Here is a 20066-nt window from a genome sequence, read left to right on the forward strand (position 1 = left end):
TCTGTCAGACATAACAATATTTCTTCGTAATTTTGCCCCTCATCACAGGCTTGTGATTCCATTAGTCCAAAAATAATTTTCACGTTTGCTCAATCATTTGTAGCAAAATTGGTGAACAATAAGATATGAGAAATTTAGAAATACTTTCTGAAGAAGATAAAGAAGCTTTAGATCTTCCACGCACTACAGTGGATGAAATAGGAAAACAAGACAAAAAGAAACTTTACATTGAGAGTTACGGTTGCCAGATGAATTTCTCTGACAGCGAGATTGTTACTTCGATTTTACAAGAAAATGGCTATGCGACTACTTCTCTATTCGACGAAGCAGACGTTATTCTTTTGAATACTTGTGCCATTCGTGATAATGCCGAGCAAAAAGTAAGAAATCGTTTAAAGAACTTTACACATCTCAAGAAAAAACGTCCAAGCTTAGTTGTAGGTGTTTTGGGTTGTATGGCTGAACGTTTGAAAACGAAGTTTTTGGAAGAAGAAAAAATCGTTGACGTAGTAGCAGGACCAGATTCATATCGTGATTTACCTAATTTATTTGAAGAAGTAGAAGAAGGCAATAAAGCGATTAACGTTTTCTTATCTAAGGAAGAAACTTATGCAGACATTTCGCCTGTTCGTTTGAATTCAAATGGAGTAACGGCTTTTGTTTCAATCATGCGTGGTTGCGACAATATGTGTTCTTTCTGCGTAGTGCCTTTTACTCGTGGTCGTGAGCGTTCTCGTGATGTTTATTCTATCTTGAAAGAATGTCAAGATTTATTAGACAATGGCTATAAAGAAGTTACTTTATTAGGTCAGAATGTTGACTCTTACAAATGGGCTTCCGCTGATGGAACTGAAACTGTCAATTTTGCTCAATTATTAGAAAGAGTAGCTTTGATTAACCCATTATTGAGAGTTCGTTTCTCAACGTCTCATCCAAAAGATATTACAGACGAAGTACTTTATACCATCAAGAAGTACGAAAATGTTTGTAATTATATTCACTTACCAGCGCAAAGCGGAAGCAGTAGAATTTTAAAATTGATGAACCGTACTTACGACCGTGACTGGTACATCAATCGTGTTGATAAAATCCGTGAAGTATTGGGCGAAGAATGTGGTATTTCTCAAGATATTATCGCTGGTTTTTGTACAGAAACCGAAGAAGACCATCAGGAAACACTTTCGTTAATTGAATACGTTCGCTACGATTATGGTTATATGTTTGCTTATTCTGAGCGTCCAGGTACGCCTGCGGCTAAGAAATTAGTAGATGATATTTCTGACGAAGAAAAGCAAAGACGTTTGGCAGAAATCATTGCACTTCAACGCAAAATTTCTCAAGAACGTAATGAAATGTCGGTTGGAACAATTCAAAAAGTATTGATTGAAGGTGATTCTAAGCGTTCAGCAGATTTCTTACAAGGTAGAAATGACCAAAATAAAATGGTGATTTTACCAAAGGGAAATCATCAAAAAGGCGATTATGTGAATGTAAAAATCACTTCATGTTCATCAGCTACTTTGTTTGGAGAAGTAGAGTAAAAAGAAATATCTGCCTTGTTTAAACAGATTCATTTCATTTTTACAAAAAACACTTATTCAAATGCAAACGTCCGAACTACAATCCATAAAAGCCCGATTTGGTATTATCGGCAATTCTCCAGCATTAAACCATGCTATTGAGGTGGCTTCACAAGTTGCCCCAACCGATATGACCGTGCTGATTACTGGAGAAAGTGGTTCTGGGAAAGAATCATTTTCAAAGATTATCCACAATCTTTCTGCCAGAAAACATGGACAATTCATCGCCTTAAACTGCGGTGCAATTCCAGAAGGAACGATTGATTCTGAACTTTTCGGACATGAAAAAGGTGCTTTTACTGGCGCAATTGATGCCCGAAAAGGTTATTTTGAAGTAACTGATGGCGGTACTATCTTCTTAGATGAAATCGCCGAAATGCCTTTGGGAACACAAGCTCGTTTGCTAAGAGTATTAGAAAACGGCGAGTTTATCAGAGTAGGTTCTTCTAAAGTTCAGAAAACAAATGTTAGAGTAGTTGCGGCAACCAACATCAATTTGATGACTGCCGTTGAACGTGGTAAATTCAGAGAAGATTTATATTATCGTTTGAATACTGTTCCAATTTTTGTGCCACCCTTGCGTGACAGAGGAATGGATATTGAATTACTTTTCAGAAAATTTAGTAGCGATTTTGCTGAAAAATATCGTATCAAACCGATTCAGCTTACTTCTGATGCACAACAAATTTTATTGACCCAACGCTTTCCAGGGAATATCAGACAATTAAAGAATCTTGCCGAGCAGATTTCTATTCTTGAAACTGATGAGAGAATCGTGGATGGCGAAAAACTAGCACATTATCTCCAGATGAACAATGGAAAAATGATGGGCAATAGTTTGGTTAGAAGAGATTTTGAAGCACAACAAAACGATAATTTCACCGAAAGAGAATTACTTTACAAAATTCTGTTTGACATGCGAAAGGATGTGACTGAATTAAAAAGAATGTTCTTGGAAGTACTACAAAACGGTGAAGTGAATCCAGATATTCTGAAACAAAATGAAAGCCTTTTCCAAAACATTGAAAAGGAACGTTCATTTCCATTCCAACCCAATTATCAACCTGAATTCAGCAATCCGAGAACATTACCACCAACAGCGAATAATTTCTCGAATAATCAGCCTGATAACGAATTAACAATTATTAACTTAGGAAATAATAATTCTGAGAATAAAAATGCGTTCATAGACGTTACCCACGAAGCCGAAGAAGTATCTTTCTCTTTAGAAAAACAAGAAAAAGACATGATTATCAAGGCTTTACAAAAAAACAAAAACAAGCGTAAATATGCCGCACAAGATTTGGGAATTTCAGAAAGAACATTGTACCGAAAAATCAAACAGTATGATATTGAAGAAGAGTAAAACTCCTTTTTGGGCTTCCTCGAAAGTTAGCATTGTTGCTCTTTTAAGTTTGAGTATGTTAGTGTTGAGTGGCTGCTATTCTTTTCGTGGAGCTAGCTTAGACCCGAATTTAAAAACGATTCAAATTCAAAACTTTGCTTTTCAAACAGCAGGTGGACCAGCCAATTTGAGTTTGACTTTCAACGAGAAAATCAAAGAGTATTTTCAAAGAAACACTTCCTTGAAAATGACAAACAGCAATCCTGATTTGATGTTTGAAGGTGCTATCACTGGTTTTGATGTAGAAGCACAAGCACCTACTGCAAATGATAAAGGTGGTTTGAATAGGTTGACAATTCGTATTCAAGTGAAGTTTACGAATGCTAAGGATGAAAACAAAAACTATGACCAAGAGTTTTCTTTTTATCAGGATTTCCCTCAAACACAAACCATTACGGCGGCTCAAGGCACTTTAATTCCTAAAATACTTGACCAAATCGTATTAGATATTTTCAATAAAACTGCGGGAGAATGGTGAGTTAAGAATGATGAGTTATGAATTATGAATTTTGAGTTTTAAAATATTGATTTAAAGCGAATTGATACTCTTAACTCACTTTCCCTGTATTAGAAGACATAATTTGTGACTCTTGAATCACTTTTTCTGTATCAGAAGACATAATTTGTGACTCTTGAATCACTTTTCTTGTATCAGAAGACATAATTTGTGACTCCTGAATCACTTTTTCTGTATCAGAAGACATAATTTGTGACTCCTGAATCACTTTTTCTGTATCAGAAGACATAATTTGTGACTCCTGAATCACTTTTCCTGTATCAGAAGACATAATTTGTGACTCCTGAATCACTTTTCCTGTATTAGAAGCCCATTATTCAAAGCTCAAAAAGCTAGCTATTGATAAAATGACTAAAGAAACCTTTACATATCTGGTGGCTAACCTTTCAGAAGTTTCAGCACTTGAAATAAATGGACTGGAAGAAACCATTCAACAATATCCATATTGTTCGCTTGCTCATACTTTATTGGCAAAAGCTTATGAAAACGATGAGCTTGCCAAACAGGCTAAATTACGTAAAGCTGCCGCTTATTCATTAAGCAGAAATGCCCTGCGTAGAATCATGAATGGTACTTTTACAAACCACTCGAACATATCTACAACTGCAAAATTCGATTCTGATTTCTTAAGAAAGCTAGAAACAATCTTAGAAGCCAAAGAAGATGAAGACAAACGCAAACAACAAGAGTATCAGCAAGAAGTATTATCGGATAAAGAATTCTTGAGTTATTCAACCGTGGCAGAAGATATGTTGTTGAATGAAATAGCTCAGAAACAGCAATTGCAAAATACCATCATTGAAAACTTTTTATTGAAAGACCCCGGCTTAATCAGAAGTAGTAAAAGCCAGCTCGAAGCAATGGGAAAACAAGAAGATTTATCATTGAATAGCGGTAAATTAGACAAAGGAATTGTGACGGAAAGCTATGCTAAAATCCTTACGATGCAAGGAAGGAAAGAGAAAGCAATAGGAGTTTATGAGAAATTAATTTTGAAATTCCCAGAAAAAAAGGCGTACTTTGCAAGCAAAATTCAAGAGCTATCAGAATTTTAAATTTACCATTATTATTTAAGGACTTGTCAGCTCGTTTCAGTGAGTTTAAAAATATTAGAATTTCATTTTCAAATTTTCAAATTAAATAAAAGATGTTCGGAGCAATTATCGTAGTTATTTGCATCATTGCAGTGTTATTAGTTTTTGTAGTATTAGTTCAAAATCCTAAAGGTGGTGGTTTATCAGGAGAATTCGGAACGGCTGGTGCAAGCCAAATGTTTGGTGTTCAACGTACAGGAGACCTTTTAGAACAAATTACTTGGGGAGGTGCAATTACTATCGCTTTATTAGTTTTAGCTACTAAGTTTATCACACCAAGCGAAAGTACAGAGGCATTCAAATCAGTAAATACAGAGGCAGCTTCTAAAAAAGCAGGTATTCCAGCTGCAGCGCCAGCATTAGGAACAAATCCTACTGATACTTCAAAAAAATAAGGTTTATCACATTAAATAGTTTTCGGAATATCGTCTATTCAAGACGTATTTTACAATTAAATTAATTAGAATAGCCATTTTAGTTAAGATAGTTCATGCGAGACTTAATGAAAAAATATCAATACTTAATTTTAGCAAGCATACTAATGCTTGCTTTTTTTTTACGCTTTCATAACATCGGCGAACACGGGTTGGCCGGTGATGAAAAGTATTCTCTCTTTGTAAGTCAGTTTACAAGCTATGAAGGGAACAATCAGAAAGACTCTGTTCGCAAACCTAAAAATCCTTATTTTACGCCTCAAGAATTTTGGTCTGAAAAGGATTATCACGATTTCTTTGATTCCATTGCTCGCTTAGATACAGGCAATGGCGCACTTTATACTTATTCATTGCATTACTGGACAAGTGCCTTTGGTGTATCTGACCAAAGTTTGAGATTTCCGTCGCTGATATTTAATTTATTGACGATTCTCGTCATCTTCGTTTTCGTCAAAACACATTTTCAATCTGTCAGACTAGCACTTTTAGCATCTTTCTTAGCGGCTATTTCTCCTTTTTACATCAATTATTCGCAGGTAGCTCGTAATTATGCTTTACTATATTTCCTTTCAATTTTAGCAACACATCTTTTGTTATTGATTGTCAAGAAAGAAGAAAAAGCCGAAAAACCTGTTGGACATTACTTACTTTATGGCTTAACAGTATTAGCTTGTGAGCTTTGCCATTTTTCTACTTTCCCATTATTCTTTATTCATGGTTTGTATGTACTCTTGCATGTAAGAGTTTTACGTACTTGGATTGGACTCAGCTTATCAATGATTATTCCTTTGATTGGCGTAATACTTTGGTTAAAGTCAGACGGAGGAAAATGGCTGTTCGATTATGTGCAGAACAGTGTAAAAACCTATAATTATCTCGCTCAAAATTCACCCGATGAATACCTTTCTGTAGCTACAGTAAAGAATATTACCAGACAAATTCGTCATGTAATTTCTTGTGCTTTTATCAGTAGCGAAGGGCTTTATCTTCAGTTAACAGGTTTAAGAAACACTTTATTAACCATTGCGGCTTCATTGACAGGAATCTTAGGATTCATCCTGATAAAATCTGAAAAGCTTAAAATGGCGCTCTGTACTTCAATGGCGATTGCAATTTTAGTTTTCTGTACTGTTGCCAAAGGGCAATTTTTGGTGTTAGGACTAAATATTGTATTGGTATTTATCTTGATAAATCTTATTTGGAAGAATAGAAAAAAGGAAGGGAATAACCTAATCTTATTTCTTGTCTCTTTAGTTGTTTTACCTTTTGTTTTCTTGATATTTTTCTCTTGGCAAGATGGTAATACTTTCAGAATTATGCCAAGATATGTTGGTTACTCCTACTCTTTCGGCATTATCTTAGTGGCTTTATTAATCAGAGAAATTTGGCATTTGAAATCGAATGTAAAATATATTTTATTGGCAATCTGTTGCGTACAGTGTTACTTATTGACGGGTATCATCCAAAATATTTGGCAGGATAATCCACCAAGATATTTTATGAGTTTTGCAGAACCACGCAAAAACAATCCATATCAATTAGTGGCAAATAAAATTGTACAAAATTATGCTGAAGGCGATACTGTATTGTATTCTAATCATCAAGATACTACGCCGGGCGGAAAAGATATTCCTTCCTATTCAGTGGTAGATGCTCAACTTACTAATTTTTATTTGCCTAAAAACTCGCAAATTATTCAAAGAGTAAATCAACAAGAACCTGAAAAGATTATCTTGAAAAAGAAAAATGGAACGGAGATTATTCTTTTTGATTTTGAAGGAGTAAGATTTAGATATTAACTAATAAGTAGTTACAAAATTGATTAGACTTGTATCTAAAAATGATATTTCACTATAGTAAGACCTTACTTTTCTTTCCTTGATGAAAGAAAAGTAACCGCAGCGGCGGACCGCAAAAGAAAATCAAGAATTCCTAATCGCAGCGACGAACCGCCTCGCTTCGCTCAAACAGTAGGAATTCGTTTTCCCTCAATCATAAAAAAGCGGTCGAAATTAGTTTTTCTACCGCTTTTTTAATGATTTTAAAATTTGGATTTACTCATATTTTCTCAATTCGTTACAACTTCTACTACTTTCTTTTTAGCGATTGGCAAAAAGGTTTCTTCCAATGGCAAAACATATTTTGATTCTACCAAATAAGTAGCAGGATTAGGAAGATGTTTATAACGTTTTACTAAATCTATTTTAATGTTCTCGAAAGTACTCAAGGCACTTTTTTTAATGGTCTCTACATAAAAGGTTTTTAAGCCTCGCAATCGTTCATGCTTGTTTTCAAAAATTGTAAGATTGTACTGATAAACCCTTGTTTCATGAATAATGGGTTCATGCAATAACAAGTAACCATCATTTTTGTAAAGTGGTAAAATCCCAATCGGCGCAATATGAATATCCTTTTGTACTTCTTCTACAATTTGCTCGCCTTCGTGCAAAGCATTTTTAAATCTTGGTAAGGCATATTCCATGATTGATTCAATCTCAGATAAATACTCACTTTGAGGCTGATTTGAAAATTCATATTCAACATCCAAACTTTCAGGATTTACTCCTCTGATTCTTTTGGGAAACTGAACACTCATCTGGTTAATACCATCCTTGAAATACATAGAATAATCGTAATGATACTGCAAATCTCGTAAGTCAGGATATAACTTCTTACTTTTAAAATTACTTTTAACCTGTTGCAAATATGCCAGTAACACATATTTCTTGTACTCAAAATCAATGAGTCCAGTGGTTAGCCAATCTTTCTCTAAGCTTTTCATAGGCGACATCATTTAGTGAAGGATTATTATTTAAAAACATACTAAACTTAAAAGCATTCGCTTTCGCTTTAGAATAATAAAATTAATGATTTCCACGAAAATGCCAAGATTTCTGAAAAGTATTTTAAAGTCTGTCAAATAGTTATTAGCGTCTAATCATAGATTTCTATTTTATATCAAAACCTGACAATTTTACCGTTTTTCAGACAATGGCATAAAATATGATGAAATTGCAATGTTGTATGCAGCATTCGTTTGGTTTTTTTGAAACGTATTTACAAAAATCAAATCGCATTTCAACAATTACCTAAAAAATCAAATACAAAAAATAACTTATCAAAAAAACAATGTCAACAGTTAGTATCAAGCCTTTGGCTGACAGAGTTCTGGTAGAACCAGCAGCCGCAGAAGAAAAAACATCATTTGGGATTATCATTCCTGACACTGCTAAAGAAAAACCACAAAGAGGAATTGTAGTAGCAGTTGGTTCTGGTAAAAAAGATGAACCATTGACAGTTGCAGTTGGCGACACTGTTTTATACGGTAAATACTCAGGAACTGAAATTGCAGTAGAAGGTAAAGATTACCTTATCATGCGTGAAAGCGATATTTTCGCAATTCTTTAATTGTGGCTTTAAGCTATAAGCTGTAAGCTTTGAGTTTACGCTAATATAGTAAAACAAAAAAATAGAGTTTTGGAAAAGTTAGATGTATAATATATATACATTTTCAAATCCTCAAATCTTCAAATTTTCAAATTAAAAAAAATGGCAAAAGAATTATTTTTTGACACAGACGCAAGAGACAAACTGAAAAAAGGCGTCGATACTTTAGCTAACGCTGTTAAAGTAACTTTAGGACCAAAAGGTCGTAACGTAATTATTGACAAGAAATTTGGATCACCTTCAATCACTAAAGATGGTGTTTCAGTAGCGAAAGAAATCGAATTAGAAGACGCTGTTGAAAATATGGGTGCTCAGTTAGTAAAAGAAGTTGCTTCTAAAACTGCTGACCAAGCTGGTGATGGTACTACTACTGCAACTGTATTAGCACAAGCTATTTACACTATCGGTTCTAAAAACGTTGCTGCGGGTGCTAACCCAATGGATTTGAAACGTGGTGTTGACAAAGCAGTTGGTGCTGTTGTTGCTTCGTTGAAATCTCAATCTAAAGCAATCGAAACTTCACAACAAATTGCTCAAGTTGCTACTATCTCTGCTAACTCGGATGCTACAATCGGTACAATGATTGCTGATGCGATGGACAAAGTTGGTCGTGAAGGTGTAATCACTGTTGAAGAAGCTCGTGGTACTGAAACTGAAGTTAAAACAGTAGAAGGTATGCAGTTCGACCGTGGATATTTATCTCCATACTTCGTAACGAATACTGAGAAAATGGAAGCTGAATTAGAGCGTCCGTTCATCTTGATTTCTGAGAAGAAAGTATCTTCAATGAAAGAATTATTACCAGTATTAGAAGGCGTTGCTCAAACTGGTCGTCCTTTGTTAATCATTGCTGAAGATGTTGACGGAGAAGCTTTGGCTACTTTAGTAGTTAACAAAATCCGTGGTGCATTGAAAGTTGCTGCTGTTAAAGCTCCAGGTTTCGGTGACCGTCGTAAAGCTATGTTAGAAGACATCGCAGTATTAACAGGTGGTACTGTAATTTCTGAAGAACGTGGTTTCAAATTAGAAAATGCTACTATTGAATATTTAGGACAAGCTGAAAAAATCATCATCGACAAAGACAACACTACTGTTGTAAACGGAGTTGGTGCTAAAGATGGTATCGAAGCTCGTGTTAACCAAATCAAAGCACAAATCGAAAATACTACTTCTGATTACGACCGTGAGAAATTGCAAGAACGTTTGGCTAAATTGTCAGGTGGTGTTGCTATTCTTTACATCGGTGCTGCTACTGAAGTAGAAATGAAAGAAAAGAAAGACCGTGTTGACGATGCTCTTCACGCTACACGTGCCGCTGTTGAAGAAGGTATCGTAGCTGGTGGTGGTGTTGCTTTAATCCGTGCTATCAAAGCATTAGACGGTTTAACTGGCGACAACGAAGACCAAACAACTGGTATCAACATTATCCGTCAAGCAATTGAATCTCCATTGAGAACTATCGTTGCTAACGCTGGTGGTGAAGGTTCTGTAGTTGTTAACGCTGTTAAAGCTGGCGAAGGTGACTTCGGTTATAACGCTCGTGAAGACAAATACGAAGACATGATTGCTGCGGGTATCATCGACCCAACTAAAGTAACTCGTTTAGCATTAGAAAACGCTGCTTCTATCGCAGGTTTATTATTGACTACTGAATGTGTTATTGCTGACAAACCAGCTGCTGAAGCTCCACACGCACACGGTGGTGGCGGCGGAATGGGTGGAATGATGTAATATCAATTCTGAATTTTGAGTTTTGAATTATGAGTTAAATTATCCTTCAAAACTTCAAATTAACATTCAAAAAACTCCTCATTAGCAATGCTTTTGAGGAGTTTTTTATTTCTCCTAAATATAAAGGCCTTTAATCTTGCAGAAATATTCAAAATCAAGCGGTTTATTTTATGAAAAACACCAAACATTGGGCAATATTCTTATCAAACAGTGCCAACAAACAAGTATTTATTCAACAATTGCTATCTCAGAAAGCTACGGGAATTTTTGAAGTTTTAAACAAGTCAAACGGTTTGTTATTTTCAAGCCTGACGGTCAATGATTTTATTGATGAAGAAAATCGTCATGGATTTACGGCTGTAACCAAACATCTTGACAGAAGTTTGAAGTCGATGTCGAGCGGAGAACAGAAAAAAGCTTTGTTGTATTACTTGGTTGCACAAAAGCCCGATTACTTGATTTTGGATAATCCTTTTGATAATTTGGATGTGGCGGCTCAGGCTTCTTTATTAGCAATGCTCCATGAAATTGGTACACATACTTCATTAATTCAGCTAATCAATCGTGAAAGAGACTTATTGTCTTTCATCAGTAATGTTGTAAGTATCGAAAAAAATAACCAATTAGTTGTACACGAAGACCTTCAAATTTTTCTTGAAAATTACAGAAAAAATCAAACTTCCTCTTTTTCAGGAGAAATCCCTCCTCCTATCAAGCATTATGATTTAGCCAGTCCTGAGTTGATTAAATTCAATAAAGTAAATGTAAGTTATGGCGAAAAACATATCTTAAAAGACATTACTTGGACAATCCATAAAAATGAATTTTGGCATTTAGTCGGGCCAAATGGTTCTGGGAAAACCACCATGCTGTCGATGATTACGGGCGATAATCCCAAAGGATATGGGCAGGATTTAACTCTTTTTGGCAGAAGAAAAGGTACTGGAGAAACGGTTTGGTCTATTAAAAATAATATCGGCTATGTTACGCCTGCCATGACAGATTTATTTACCGCAAGCCATACTTTAGAACAAATGCTAATGTCTGGCTTTTATGATTCTATTGGTTTGTACAATAAACCTTCTGATTTACAAATTAAATTAGCCAAACAATGGCTTACTTTAATTGAGATGGACAAGCTCAGTAAAAAGCCATTTTTTATGCTTTCGACAGGGCAACAACGCATGGCTTTGATAGCCAGAGCAATGGTAAAACATCCGCCTTTGTTGATTTTAGACGAAGCCATCGCCGGTTTAGATGACCACAATGCCTCGCTTGTCATTTCATTAATCAATAAAATTGCCAACGAAAGCGAAAGTACCATTTTGTATGTCTCGCATCGCAACGAAGCAGGACTTTTTCCAAGAAATATATTTCAATTAATTCCTTCGGAGGAAGGGTCAGGTGGGGTGGTGATGAAGTAGCAAGAGCATCATTTTAATACTTGAATGAATCAATTCAATACTCGTGAGCATTGTTTTATTACTCAAATGAATTAATTAGATGCTCGTGAGCATTGTTTTAAGACTCGAAGGAATAAATTAGATACTTGTGAGTATTGTTTTAATGCTTGAATGAATCTATTAGATGCTCGTGAGTATCGTTTTAATGCTTGATTGAATCAATTAGATGCTCGTGAGTATCGTTTTAATGCTCGATTGAATCAATTAGATACTCGTCAATCTACTTTATGAAAAAGAAGTGAAAGCATTAAATTAAAAAGCCCATCGACAAACGACGGGCTTTAAGTCTTTCACTTAATTACGTTTCTTAAAGTATAAACTTTAAGAAAGAGGCTTGATTAAGCATTAAATTGTAAAATTATATGATTGTTGTTAAAATAGTGAAAAATATCACAGAAACAGTCTTTTTAATGTTAAGAATATTTACTTTTATCGTTTGCTACCGTAACTGTAGCCTAACCTTTGAATCATTTTATAGAAAAGCATATTATTTCACATTTGCACTATGGCATATTTAAACTATTTGGATTTTAGGACTGCAAGTTATCGGAATCTCAACGTATGCAAACAATTGTTAGACATTTTAGAAAATTGTAATGAATTACAGAAAAAAGAAATCCTTCATAAGGTTTTTTACCTTGGAGGGTATATAGTTGAATTTAGTTATAAATTTGCGTTCTTTGAAGCATTTAAATTAAAACAAGAATTGAACGAAAGTGATGATATTAATACTTTTCTCGATGATAGTTTTAGAAAAAAATGGAGAATTCACAATTTTGATAATCTCAACACTCTATGTTCAAATAATGGTGTTACGTTTAATCAAGATATCCCCTACTTTGGTAACAAGCAAAATGTCATTTTTAATAAACTTGTTAAGTCATGGGATGTTCAAATTCGTTACAGTTTAGCTATGAGCAGACAGTATATAGACCTTAATGAAGGCAATATTAGAATGTTTGTAGAAACATTAGAAAAAATAGTGTCTCACTTTCATTCGAGAAAGTAAACTACCTTCATTCAAAAACTTTAAATAAAATTTTATATGATACAGATTTTAAACATATTTGATACATTATTAAGAAAATTGCAATCACTAAAAAGTGGTGGTATTATTCTTAAATTTTTGATAGAAATTGACCAACGAAACCAGATAAATGTAATAACTGTATCATCCCAAAAAGTTAACAAAGAAGAGATTGGAGAACCACAGTTTGAGTATTCTAATTTATCGCTAACAGAAATATCTGAGGACTATTACTACAGTGACCTATTCCAAAGCAATGATGAAATTGTTAGTTATAAAAAATCAAGACGAAAATTAACGAATTTGTTAGATCCTGTATCAAACTTTAACTCTGAAATACCAATAATTACATATTATAGCTATAAGGGTGGAATGGGTAGGTCAACTAATTTAATGCTTACATCTACCTATTTAGCAAGACACTATCAAAAAAAAGTAGTAATTATTGATTGTGACTTTGAAGCGCCAGGATTTTCTAATTTTTTCCTTGAAAACCCTGGAGCTCCAAGAAATCAAAATGGGTTATTAGAATACTTTTTTGACTCTGAGATTGAAAGTAACTTAAATCTAAATAATTATTCATGGGAGGTATCAAAAGAATTCTCAAAAGATGGAGAAATTAGAATCATTCCAGCAGGTAATTTAAGTATTCAAAACTTAGATAATGAAGAATTTTCTACGGATTTGAATCATTATTTAGAAGGATTATCTCGTTTAGATTTCTCTTCAACAGAATACATAATAAGTAAGTTTGAAGCAATTATAAAGACTATTATTAACCAAATCAACCCAGATGTGATTTTTATAGACAGTAGAACCGGTTTTACTGATATTTTAGGAATAACTGGATTTAAATTAGCAACCCATATCGTTGGTTTTTTTAGTAATAGTGTACAAAATTTACCCGGTATTTATCATTTCATAGATAACGTCAAATACATTAGTGAAAATAAAACTAAAAGCGACTTTAGAACAATTATTGTAAATTCATTTTCAACACCGACACTTTTTGAGGACTTCAAATCAAGAGTTGATGATTATATCTCCACTAATTCATTGAGTAGTGAAGATGGTTTGTTAATTCCTGAATACTTTTATTTCCCATACGAGCCTGAACTAGCTTTATTAGGAACGAGTATGGAAATAAGAGAGAATTGGCTTAAACAAATAGACCGAGAAAGAATTGGAGAGCCTGAAATTGCAAAAAAACTAAATTCCTTCATTAATGAGTTTAAAAACGAGAAAGCATCGAGTGAAATATATTCACCTCAATTAATAGATAAGTATCAAATTGAAGAGCAGTTAAATTCATTTAATGAATGTCAAAGCCAAATTCTTACTAAGCTTAGAGATAATTGGCCTGACCTCTATGCTGATAATGGAGAAATAGATTTTAATGGGGATTTCATCAAAGGGAAATTCTTCTACAGAGAATCAATGAAAGATATTTTTAATTTTCAAAAATTCCTAATAACAGGTAGTAAAGGAACAGGGAAATCATATCTTTTTCAAGCTCTAAAAAATGAAAATATTGTAAATAGATTAAAAGAACTGGCTCAAAAGAAACATTTAAACATACATTTTCTTCATCTTGTTGATAAAACACATAATTATTTTATAAGTACTTCAGGATTTAGTAGTTTTAAGGATTTAATAGAGAAAATAGGTGAAAATGATTTCTACAGAAAGTTCTGGAAAGTGTACACATGGAAAGCAATAGTGGATGAAATTTCAAAAGGAGAGATAGCAGAACAAATTAATTTTAAGACTAAGGTTCCTATAAACTTTTCGATTAAGAATAATGATACAGAGATGAAAGAGATGATATTATTTATCTCAGATATAGAAAATATTATACTCGTCGAAAAAGAATTAGAATCCATAGATTCGTTATTAAACTCAAAGCAAATAGATATAATTGCCATTTATGACAATTTAGACTTAATGGTTGAACCTATTGATTGGAAATACCAAATGGCTTCATTAATCAATTTTTGGGAGTACTCTAATTTCAAAAGAATTCATTCGAAGTTATTTGTTAGAACGGATTTGTTTAAAAGAATTGTAGGATTAAATAATAGTCAAGCACTTGTAAATAAAACAATTTCAATAGAGTGGAAAAAAGAGGAAATTTTTAATTATTTTTTCAATCTTGTAAGAATTTTTGCCAAAAGTGAATTTATTTCTACTGTTAAATTTTATGATTTTGAATCGGAATCTGATGATGCTACAACTTGGATAGACTCATTTCATTCAGATTTTAAAACTGAAAACCAGAAAGATTTTGATGAGTTTACATTACGAAAACTTTGTTGGGTTTTCTTTGGTAGATATCCCGATATAAAAGCTCATGGAGAATCTTATGATTGGCTTTATAAAAATGTGATGAATGCAGATGAAACAATAAGCCTTAGACCATTTATTGATTTACTAAAATTATCAATTGATGAGTTTTTTAAAGATCAACCCAAAGACAATTCTGCTGTTCTTCCAAGTAAATACTATACAAATAAAAATGTACGTAAAGGTGCCGTGAATAAGCATTTTGAAGATTTAGTAATAGAAAGAGGAAATGAAAGTTTGAGAGCAATATTTGAATTTATTGATGACACACCTGAGTATAGATACTATGAGTTTTGGAACAGAGATTTTCAGAGTTTACTATCGAAAGCAAAAGAAAAGAATACATTAATAGAAACACTGAAAGAATTAGAAGAATTATTAATTATTAACGGTATTGTTCGTAAGATACCTATGGGACAAGACACAAAATATACTTTTGCTTTTCTATACAAATACAGATTAGGATTGGGTAGCCGTGGAATGAGACGAAAATTTAGATAGAAATATTGAGTAAATAGAAATAGGAAGCCTTAGGGCTTCCTATTTCTATTTACTTTTCTACTTATTCTTCTCCTCAATCCAAATCCTTGCATTTACAAATGCTTCTAACCAAGGGCTTACTTCGTCGTTTTTGCGGTTGGCTGGGTAGTTTGCCCAGTTCCAAGGGAAGGTCGAACGCTCGATGTGTGGCATGGTTACTAAATGGCGACCTGTGGCATCACACATCATGGCGGTGTTGAAATCCGAACCGTTTGGATTGGCTGGATAGGCTTCGTAACCGTATTTGCCTACAATGCTGTATTTTTCTTCTCCGTAAGGCAACACAAATTTTCCTTCTCCGTGCGATACCCAAACCCCTAATGTAGTGCCTTCTAAAGTAGAAAGCATTACTGAGTTGTTTTGCCGGATAGTCACCGAAGTAAAGATACTTTCGTGCTTATGCGATTCGTTGTGGTGCATTTTGCCATGTACTTCGTGGTCTGGATTAATCAATTCCAATTCCATAAATAACTGACAACCATTACAAATCCCTACCGAAAGCGTATCTTCACGAGCAAAGAATTTTTTGATAGCAGCATTGGCTTTTTCGTTGTACAAGAATGCTCCTGCCCAACCTTTCGCCGAACCTAATACGTCAGAGTTTGAGAAGCCACCAACTGCACCAATAAACTGAATGTCTTCCAAAGTTTCACGACCAGCAATTAGGTCGGTCATGTGCACGTCTTTTACATCAAAACCTGCCAAATACATGGCATTCGCCATTTCACGCTCTGAGTTTGAGCCTTTTTCACGAATAATCGCCGCTTTCGGACGCACCGCAAGCGTGCTGTTATCCGTTAATTTTCCAGTAAAATGTGAAGGGAAAGTATAGCTTAATGGCTGATTTTTGTAATTGCTATAACGTGCTAAAGCCGTTCCGTTTTTCGATTGTTTTGAATCTAACAAGAAAGAAGTTTTGAACCAAACATCTCTTAATTCTGCCACAGCAAAATCAAACGAAGTAGCCTTGTTTTTTACCGAAAGCGTATTACCTTCTACTACTTCACCAATTTTAACGATAGTAATATTGTTTGCTGAAAAAACCGCTTCTACCGAAGCATCCGCTTGGAATACCAAGGCAATGTTTTCGTTGAATAATGCTTTTACGGTATCAGTTTCGCCTAAACCTGAAAGGTCAATATTTGCTCCAAGATTTACATCAGCAAAACACATTTCTAATAAAGTAGTAATCAAACCACCGCTTCCGATGTCGTGACCTGCTTCGATTTTGCCTGCTTTGATTAAATCTTGGAAAGTATCAAATGCCGTTTTAAAATACGCCGCATCTTGAATCGTTGGTACTTCCTTTCCTACTTTGTTCAAGATTTGAGCAAATGAACTACCGCCCAATTTGAAGCTATCTTTCGATAAGTTCAAATAGTAAATCGCTCCGCCATTGCGTTGTAGCACTGGCTCAACTACTTTATTGATGTCCGAACAATGAGCCCCTGCCGAGATAATTACAGTTCCCGGAGCAATTACTTCATCGTTTGGATATTTTTGTTTCATCGAAAGCGAATCTTTTCCTGTTGGAATATTGATGCCCAATTCGATAGCAAAATCCGAACAAGCCTGTACGGCTTCGTACAAACGTGCGTCTTCGCCTGCATTTTTACAAGCCCACATCCAGTTGGCAGAAAGCGAAACCGATTTTAAACCGTCTTTCAAAGGAGCAAAAACGATGTTTGAAAGCGCCTCCGCAATGGCAGTACGTGAACCAGCCGCTGGGTCAACGATAGCTGCTACTGGCGAATGCCCGATTGAAGTAGCGATACCGTCTTTCCCTTTGAAATCTAAAGCCATTACGCCTACGTTGTTCAAAGGTAATTGCAATGGTCCTGCACATTGCTGTTTGGCTACTCGTCCGCCTACGCAACGGTCAACTTTGTTGGTTAACCAATCTTTACAAGCTACGGCTTCTAATTGTAATACTTGTTCTAAATATGTTGGAATTTCGGCTTCTGAATAAGACAAACCTGCGTAGTTACGCTCAATGGTTTTGTCTTCCATCACAATTTTAGGAGAACTTCCGAACATTTCTGAAATCGCAAAATCCATTGGTTTAGCACCCGTAGATTTCGATTCGAAAGTAAAGCGGTTATTTCCAGTAATATCTCCCACGGTGTACATTGGCGAACGCTCACGTTCTGCAACACGTTGAAGTGTTTCTAAATCTTTTTCACCAATCACTAAGCCCATACGTTCTTGTGATTCGTTACCGATAATTTCTTTAGCTGAAAGCGTAGGGTCGCCTACTGGCAATTTATCTAAATCAATCAAACCACCTGTTTCTTCTACCAATTCCGACAAACAGTTCAAGTGTCCACCTGCACCGTGGTCATGGATAGAAACGATTGGATTATGGTCTGATTCTACTAAACCTCTAATCGCATTGGCAGCACGTTTTTGCATTTCTGGGTTTGAACGTTGGATAGCGTTCAACTCGATACCTGAACCAAAAGCTCCAGTATCAGCCGAAGAAACCGCTGCTCCACCCATACCAATGCGGTAGTTTTCACCACCAAGCACTACTACTTTATCTCCTACTGTTGGCTTTTGTTTTTTAGCTTGGCTTTCTTTGCCATAACCAATACCACCAGCCAACATGATTACTTTATCGAAACCTAATTTGCGAGACTCTTCTTCGTGTTCAAAAGTAAGAACAGAACCCGTAATTAATGGCTGACCGAATTTATTACCAAAATCAGAAGCACCGTTTGAAGCTTTAATCAAAATATCCATCGGTGTTTGGTACAACCAATCACGCTCGTTAACGGCTTTTTCCCAAGGACGATTTTCTTCTAAACGAGAGTACGAAGTCATATAAACCGCCGTACCCGCCAAAGGTAATGAACCTTGTCCACCAGCCAAACGGTCACGGATTTCACCACCAGAACCTGTTGCAGCACCGTTGAAAGGCTCTACTGTTGTTGGGAAATTATGTGTTTCAGCTTTTACAGAAATCACTGAATCAAATTCTTTTTCTGCATAAAAATCTGGCTTGTCGGCAGATTTTGGAGCAAATTGTGTAACACGTGGGCCTTTGATAAAGGCAACGTTATCTTTATAAGCAGAAACGATGTCGTTCGGATTCGTTTCAGAAGTTTTCTTGATAAGTTTAAATAATGAACTTGGTTTTGCCTCACCATCAATCACAAAAGTACCATTGAAGATTTTGTGGCGACAGTGTTCTGAGTTTACTTGAGAGAACCCAAACACTTCTGAGTCAGTCAATTTACGACCTAAATTTGCTGCCAAACCATTCAAATAGCCAACTTCTTCTTCGCTCAATGCAAGACCTTGTTCTTTGTTATAAGCGGCAATGTCATCAATTTCAAGAATTGGCTCAGGCTCAATTTTAATAGTATAAATTCCTTGATGTAATTGCGTATATTTTTGCGAAAGCATCGGGTCGAAATCAGTAAAATCCTCCGCTACTGCCGTAAATTCCTCAATACGAACAATTCCTTGAATACCCATATTTTGGGTAATTTCAACAGCATTGGTACTCCACGGCGTAATCATGGCTGCACGTGGACCTACAAAAACAGCTTCCAAAGTAGCATTTTCTTGGTTTACAAGGGTAAAAGTATGGTCGATTTTACTATTGAAAAGCCAAAAGAGTTTTTGAATATCTTCATCTGAAAGAATGGCATGCGTTTGCACGGCATAAACTGTGCTGGAGTGACTCCCGAAGAAATGAATCATGATGAAACAGATTGTTGGTTGTTTGTCGGCTAATTTCTAAAAACAACATAAATACAGCCGAATTGCTAAAGAGTTGCAAATTTAGCGGTTTTGAAAAAGAATACCTATAAAAATTTAAGGGATTGGGTTTGTTTGCGTGAAGCTTGTATATTGGAAATATTTTATCACAATAATCTTTTAACGAATTTACACTCCAATGAAAAAATTGCTTTTCCTTTTTTTATGTTTCTTTACTTTAGAAACATTTGCTCAAAAACGTTCTATTAACAACAAGCTTGGTACTGAACATATTTTCATTTCAGCCACAAAAATAGCATTAGTTCCTCCGCCAAATTTTGCAAAAGGGGTTGGCTTTAGTGGCTTTCAACAAGCCGAAACGAATTCATCAATCTTGGTTGCAGAAATTCCTGCTCCTTTCGCCCTTGTTGGTGTTTTTCACCAACAAGCCTTGCGTCAGCAACTCGCCAATTAACAATCCTCAAGGTAATGAGTTAAGAAACCAAACTCATCAATATTCGTTTCATAAAAACGATAAGAGGAAAACCAATATTTATCAGGGCTATTTGCTAACAACCATTTTCCTTTCAACGGATTAGCATGAATATAGGATAGCTTTTGTTCTATAACTTTTCGTGAATATAAATCTATACTCAAAGGATTTCTTTCCCAAAATTGATATTGCCTGTCTTTTAGATTCACTTCAAAATGAGGTAAAACAGCAGGATGATTCTTTATCAAATCAAATTTAATTTGTTGAGCTGTATATTTCAAAAAATC

Annotated in this window: 15 protein-coding genes and 1 pseudogene; 12 read left to right on the top strand and 4 right to left on the bottom strand. The window is 35.0% G+C overall.

Going from position 1 to position 20066, the window contains the following annotated elements; all coding sequences use genetic code 11:
- The first annotated feature begins 125 nt into the window (after positions 1-125).
- From miaB to ABID42_RS19485, 3 genes are all read left to right on the top strand, one after another.
- Positions 126-1541, top strand: coding sequence for a tRNA (N6-isopentenyl adenosine(37)-C2)-methylthiotransferase MiaB (gene miaB / locus ABID42_RS19475; protein ID WP_367285078.1), 1416 nt, complete (start codon positions 126-128; stop codon positions 1539-1541).
- 61 nt (positions 1542-1602) lie between these two features.
- Positions 1603-2946 carry a sigma-54 interaction domain-containing protein gene (locus ABID42_RS19480; RefSeq protein WP_367285079.1) on the top strand — a complete coding sequence of 448 codons (1344 nt, stop codon included), beginning with the start codon at positions 1603-1605 and terminating at the stop codon, positions 2944-2946.
- Positions 2927-3463 carry an LptE family protein gene (locus ABID42_RS19485; RefSeq protein WP_323689113.1) on the top strand — a complete coding sequence of 179 codons (537 nt, stop codon included), beginning with the start codon at positions 2927-2929 and terminating at the stop codon, positions 3461-3463. The genes ABID42_RS19480 and ABID42_RS19485 overlap by 20 nt, the downstream gene beginning before the upstream one ends.
- 70 nt (positions 3464-3533) lie before the next feature.
- Here ABID42_RS19485 and ABID42_RS19490 read toward each other — a convergent pair whose 3' ends face one another.
- Positions 3534-3773 (bottom strand): hypothetical protein, encoded by a 240-nt coding sequence (locus ABID42_RS19490; protein ID WP_367285081.1) that lies wholly within the window; start codon positions 3771-3773, stop codon positions 3534-3536.
- Between the two features lie 76 nt (positions 3774-3849).
- Here ABID42_RS19490 and ABID42_RS19495 point away from each other — a divergent pair, with 76 nt between their 5' ends.
- The 3 genes from ABID42_RS19495 to ABID42_RS19505 all read left to right on the top strand — a co-directional run bounded on the left by ABID42_RS19495 (position 3850) and on the right by ABID42_RS19505 (position 6829).
- A complete protein-coding gene (locus ABID42_RS19495) occupies positions 3850-4557 on the top strand; it encodes a DUF8458 domain-containing protein (RefSeq protein WP_367285082.1) in 708 nt (235 codons plus the stop codon).
- A 92-nt stretch (positions 4558-4649) separates the two neighbouring features.
- Complete coding sequence (gene secG, locus ABID42_RS19500; RefSeq protein WP_367285083.1) at positions 4650-4991, top strand: preprotein translocase subunit SecG; 342 nt, start codon at positions 4650-4652, stop codon at positions 4989-4991.
- Between the two features lie 146 nt (positions 4992-5137).
- A complete protein-coding gene (locus ABID42_RS19505) occupies positions 5138-6829 on the top strand; it encodes a glycosyltransferase family 39 protein (protein ID WP_367285084.1) in 1692 nt (563 codons plus the stop codon).
- Positions 6830-7098: 269 nt separating this feature from the next.
- Here the strand turns inward: ABID42_RS19505 and ABID42_RS19510 are convergent, their stop codons facing one another.
- Positions 7099-7812, bottom strand: coding sequence for a hypothetical protein (locus ABID42_RS19510; RefSeq protein WP_367285085.1), 714 nt, complete (start codon positions 7810-7812; stop codon positions 7099-7101).
- Positions 7813-8159: 347 nt separating this feature from the next.
- Here ABID42_RS19510 and ABID42_RS19515 point away from each other — a divergent pair, with 347 nt between their 5' ends.
- From ABID42_RS19515 to ABID42_RS19535, 5 genes are all read left to right on the top strand, one after another.
- Positions 8160-8438 (top strand): co-chaperone GroES, encoded by a 279-nt coding sequence (locus tag ABID42_RS19515; protein WP_184135555.1) that lies wholly within the window; start codon positions 8160-8162, stop codon positions 8436-8438.
- Between the two features lie 141 nt (positions 8439-8579).
- The gene (groL, locus tag ABID42_RS19520) at positions 8580-10208 is read left to right on the top strand and encodes a chaperonin GroEL (RefSeq protein WP_323689108.1); all 1629 of its coding nucleotides are present in this window, start codon (positions 8580-8582) and stop codon (positions 10206-10208) included.
- Between the two features lie 170 nt (positions 10209-10378).
- Positions 10379-11632, top strand: coding sequence for an ATP-binding cassette domain-containing protein (locus ABID42_RS19525; RefSeq protein WP_367285086.1), 1254 nt, complete (start codon positions 10379-10381; stop codon positions 11630-11632).
- A gap of 610 nt (positions 11633-12242) precedes the next feature.
- Complete coding sequence (locus ABID42_RS19530; protein ID WP_367285087.1) at positions 12243-12680, top strand: hypothetical protein; 438 nt, start codon at positions 12243-12245, stop codon at positions 12678-12680.
- A gap of 36 nt (positions 12681-12716) precedes the next feature.
- Positions 12717-15542 (top strand): KGGVGR-motif variant AAA ATPase, encoded by a 2826-nt coding sequence (locus tag ABID42_RS19535; RefSeq protein ID WP_367285088.1) that lies wholly within the window; start codon positions 12717-12719, stop codon positions 15540-15542.
- Positions 15543-15599: 57 nt separating this feature from the next.
- Here ABID42_RS19535 and purL read toward each other — a convergent pair whose 3' ends face one another.
- The gene (purL, locus tag ABID42_RS19540) at positions 15600-19289 is read right to left on the bottom strand and encodes a phosphoribosylformylglycinamidine synthase (protein WP_367285089.1); all 3690 of its coding nucleotides are present in this window, start codon (positions 19287-19289) and stop codon (positions 15600-15602) included.
- Between the two features lie 196 nt (positions 19290-19485).
- On the opposite strand from purL, the gene ABID42_RS19545 reads away from it, so the two are divergent.
- Positions 19486-19761 carry a hypothetical protein gene (locus ABID42_RS19545; protein ID WP_367285090.1) on the top strand — a complete coding sequence of 92 codons (276 nt, stop codon included), beginning with the start codon at positions 19486-19488 and terminating at the stop codon, positions 19759-19761.
- Here ABID42_RS19545 and ABID42_RS19550 read toward each other — a convergent pair.
- Positions 19758-20066, bottom strand: a pseudogene (locus ABID42_RS19550) (transposase); the annotation flags it as partial. The gene ABID42_RS19545 and the pseudogene ABID42_RS19550 sit on opposite strands and share 4 nt — an antisense overlap.

The organism is Arcicella rosea, from assembly GCF_040543805.1.
GTDB classification, from domain to species: domain Bacteria; phylum Bacteroidota; class Bacteroidia; order Cytophagales; family Spirosomataceae; genus Arcicella; species Arcicella rosea.

What these genes read in the sequence shown, in the direction of transcription:
- ABID42_RS19545 (WP_367285090.1), top strand. Translation starts at nt 19,486, where the DNA reads ATGAAAAAATTGCTTTTCCTTTTTTTATGTTTCTTTACTTTAGAAACA.
- groL (WP_323689108.1), top strand. Translation starts at nt 8,580, where the DNA reads ATGGCAAAAGAATTATTTTTTGACACAGACGCAAGAGACAAACTGAAA.
- ABID42_RS19510 (WP_367285085.1), bottom strand. Translation starts at nt 7,812, where the DNA reads ATGAAAAGCTTAGAGAAAGATTGGCTAACCACTGGACTCATTGATTTT.
- secG (WP_367285083.1), top strand. Translation starts at nt 4,650, where the DNA reads ATGTTCGGAGCAATTATCGTAGTTATTTGCATCATTGCAGTGTTATTA.
- purL (WP_367285089.1), bottom strand. Translation starts at nt 19,289, where the DNA reads ATGATTCATTTCTTCGGGAGTCACTCCAGCACAGTTTATGCCGTGCAA.
- miaB (WP_367285078.1), top strand. Translation starts at nt 126, where the DNA reads ATGAGAAATTTAGAAATACTTTCTGAAGAAGATAAAGAAGCTTTAGAT.
- ABID42_RS19515 (WP_184135555.1), top strand. Translation starts at nt 8,160, where the DNA reads ATGTCAACAGTTAGTATCAAGCCTTTGGCTGACAGAGTTCTGGTAGAA.
- ABID42_RS19505 (WP_367285084.1), top strand. Translation starts at nt 5,138, where the DNA reads ATGCTTGCTTTTTTTTTACGCTTTCATAACATCGGCGAACACGGGTTG.
- ABID42_RS19525 (WP_367285086.1), top strand. Translation starts at nt 10,379, where the DNA reads ATGAAAAACACCAAACATTGGGCAATATTCTTATCAAACAGTGCCAAC.
- ABID42_RS19495 (WP_367285082.1), top strand. Translation starts at nt 3,850, where the DNA reads ATGACTAAAGAAACCTTTACATATCTGGTGGCTAACCTTTCAGAAGTT.
- ABID42_RS19485 (WP_323689113.1), top strand. Translation starts at nt 2,927, where the DNA reads ATGATATTGAAGAAGAGTAAAACTCCTTTTTGGGCTTCCTCGAAAGTT.
- ABID42_RS19490 (WP_367285081.1), bottom strand. Translation starts at nt 3,773, where the DNA reads ATGTCTTCTGATACAGGAAAAGTGATTCAGGAGTCACAAATTATGTCT.
- ABID42_RS19480 (WP_367285079.1), top strand. Translation starts at nt 1,603, where the DNA reads ATGCAAACGTCCGAACTACAATCCATAAAAGCCCGATTTGGTATTATC.
- ABID42_RS19535 (WP_367285088.1), top strand. Translation starts at nt 12,717, where the DNA reads ATGATACAGATTTTAAACATATTTGATACATTATTAAGAAAATTGCAA.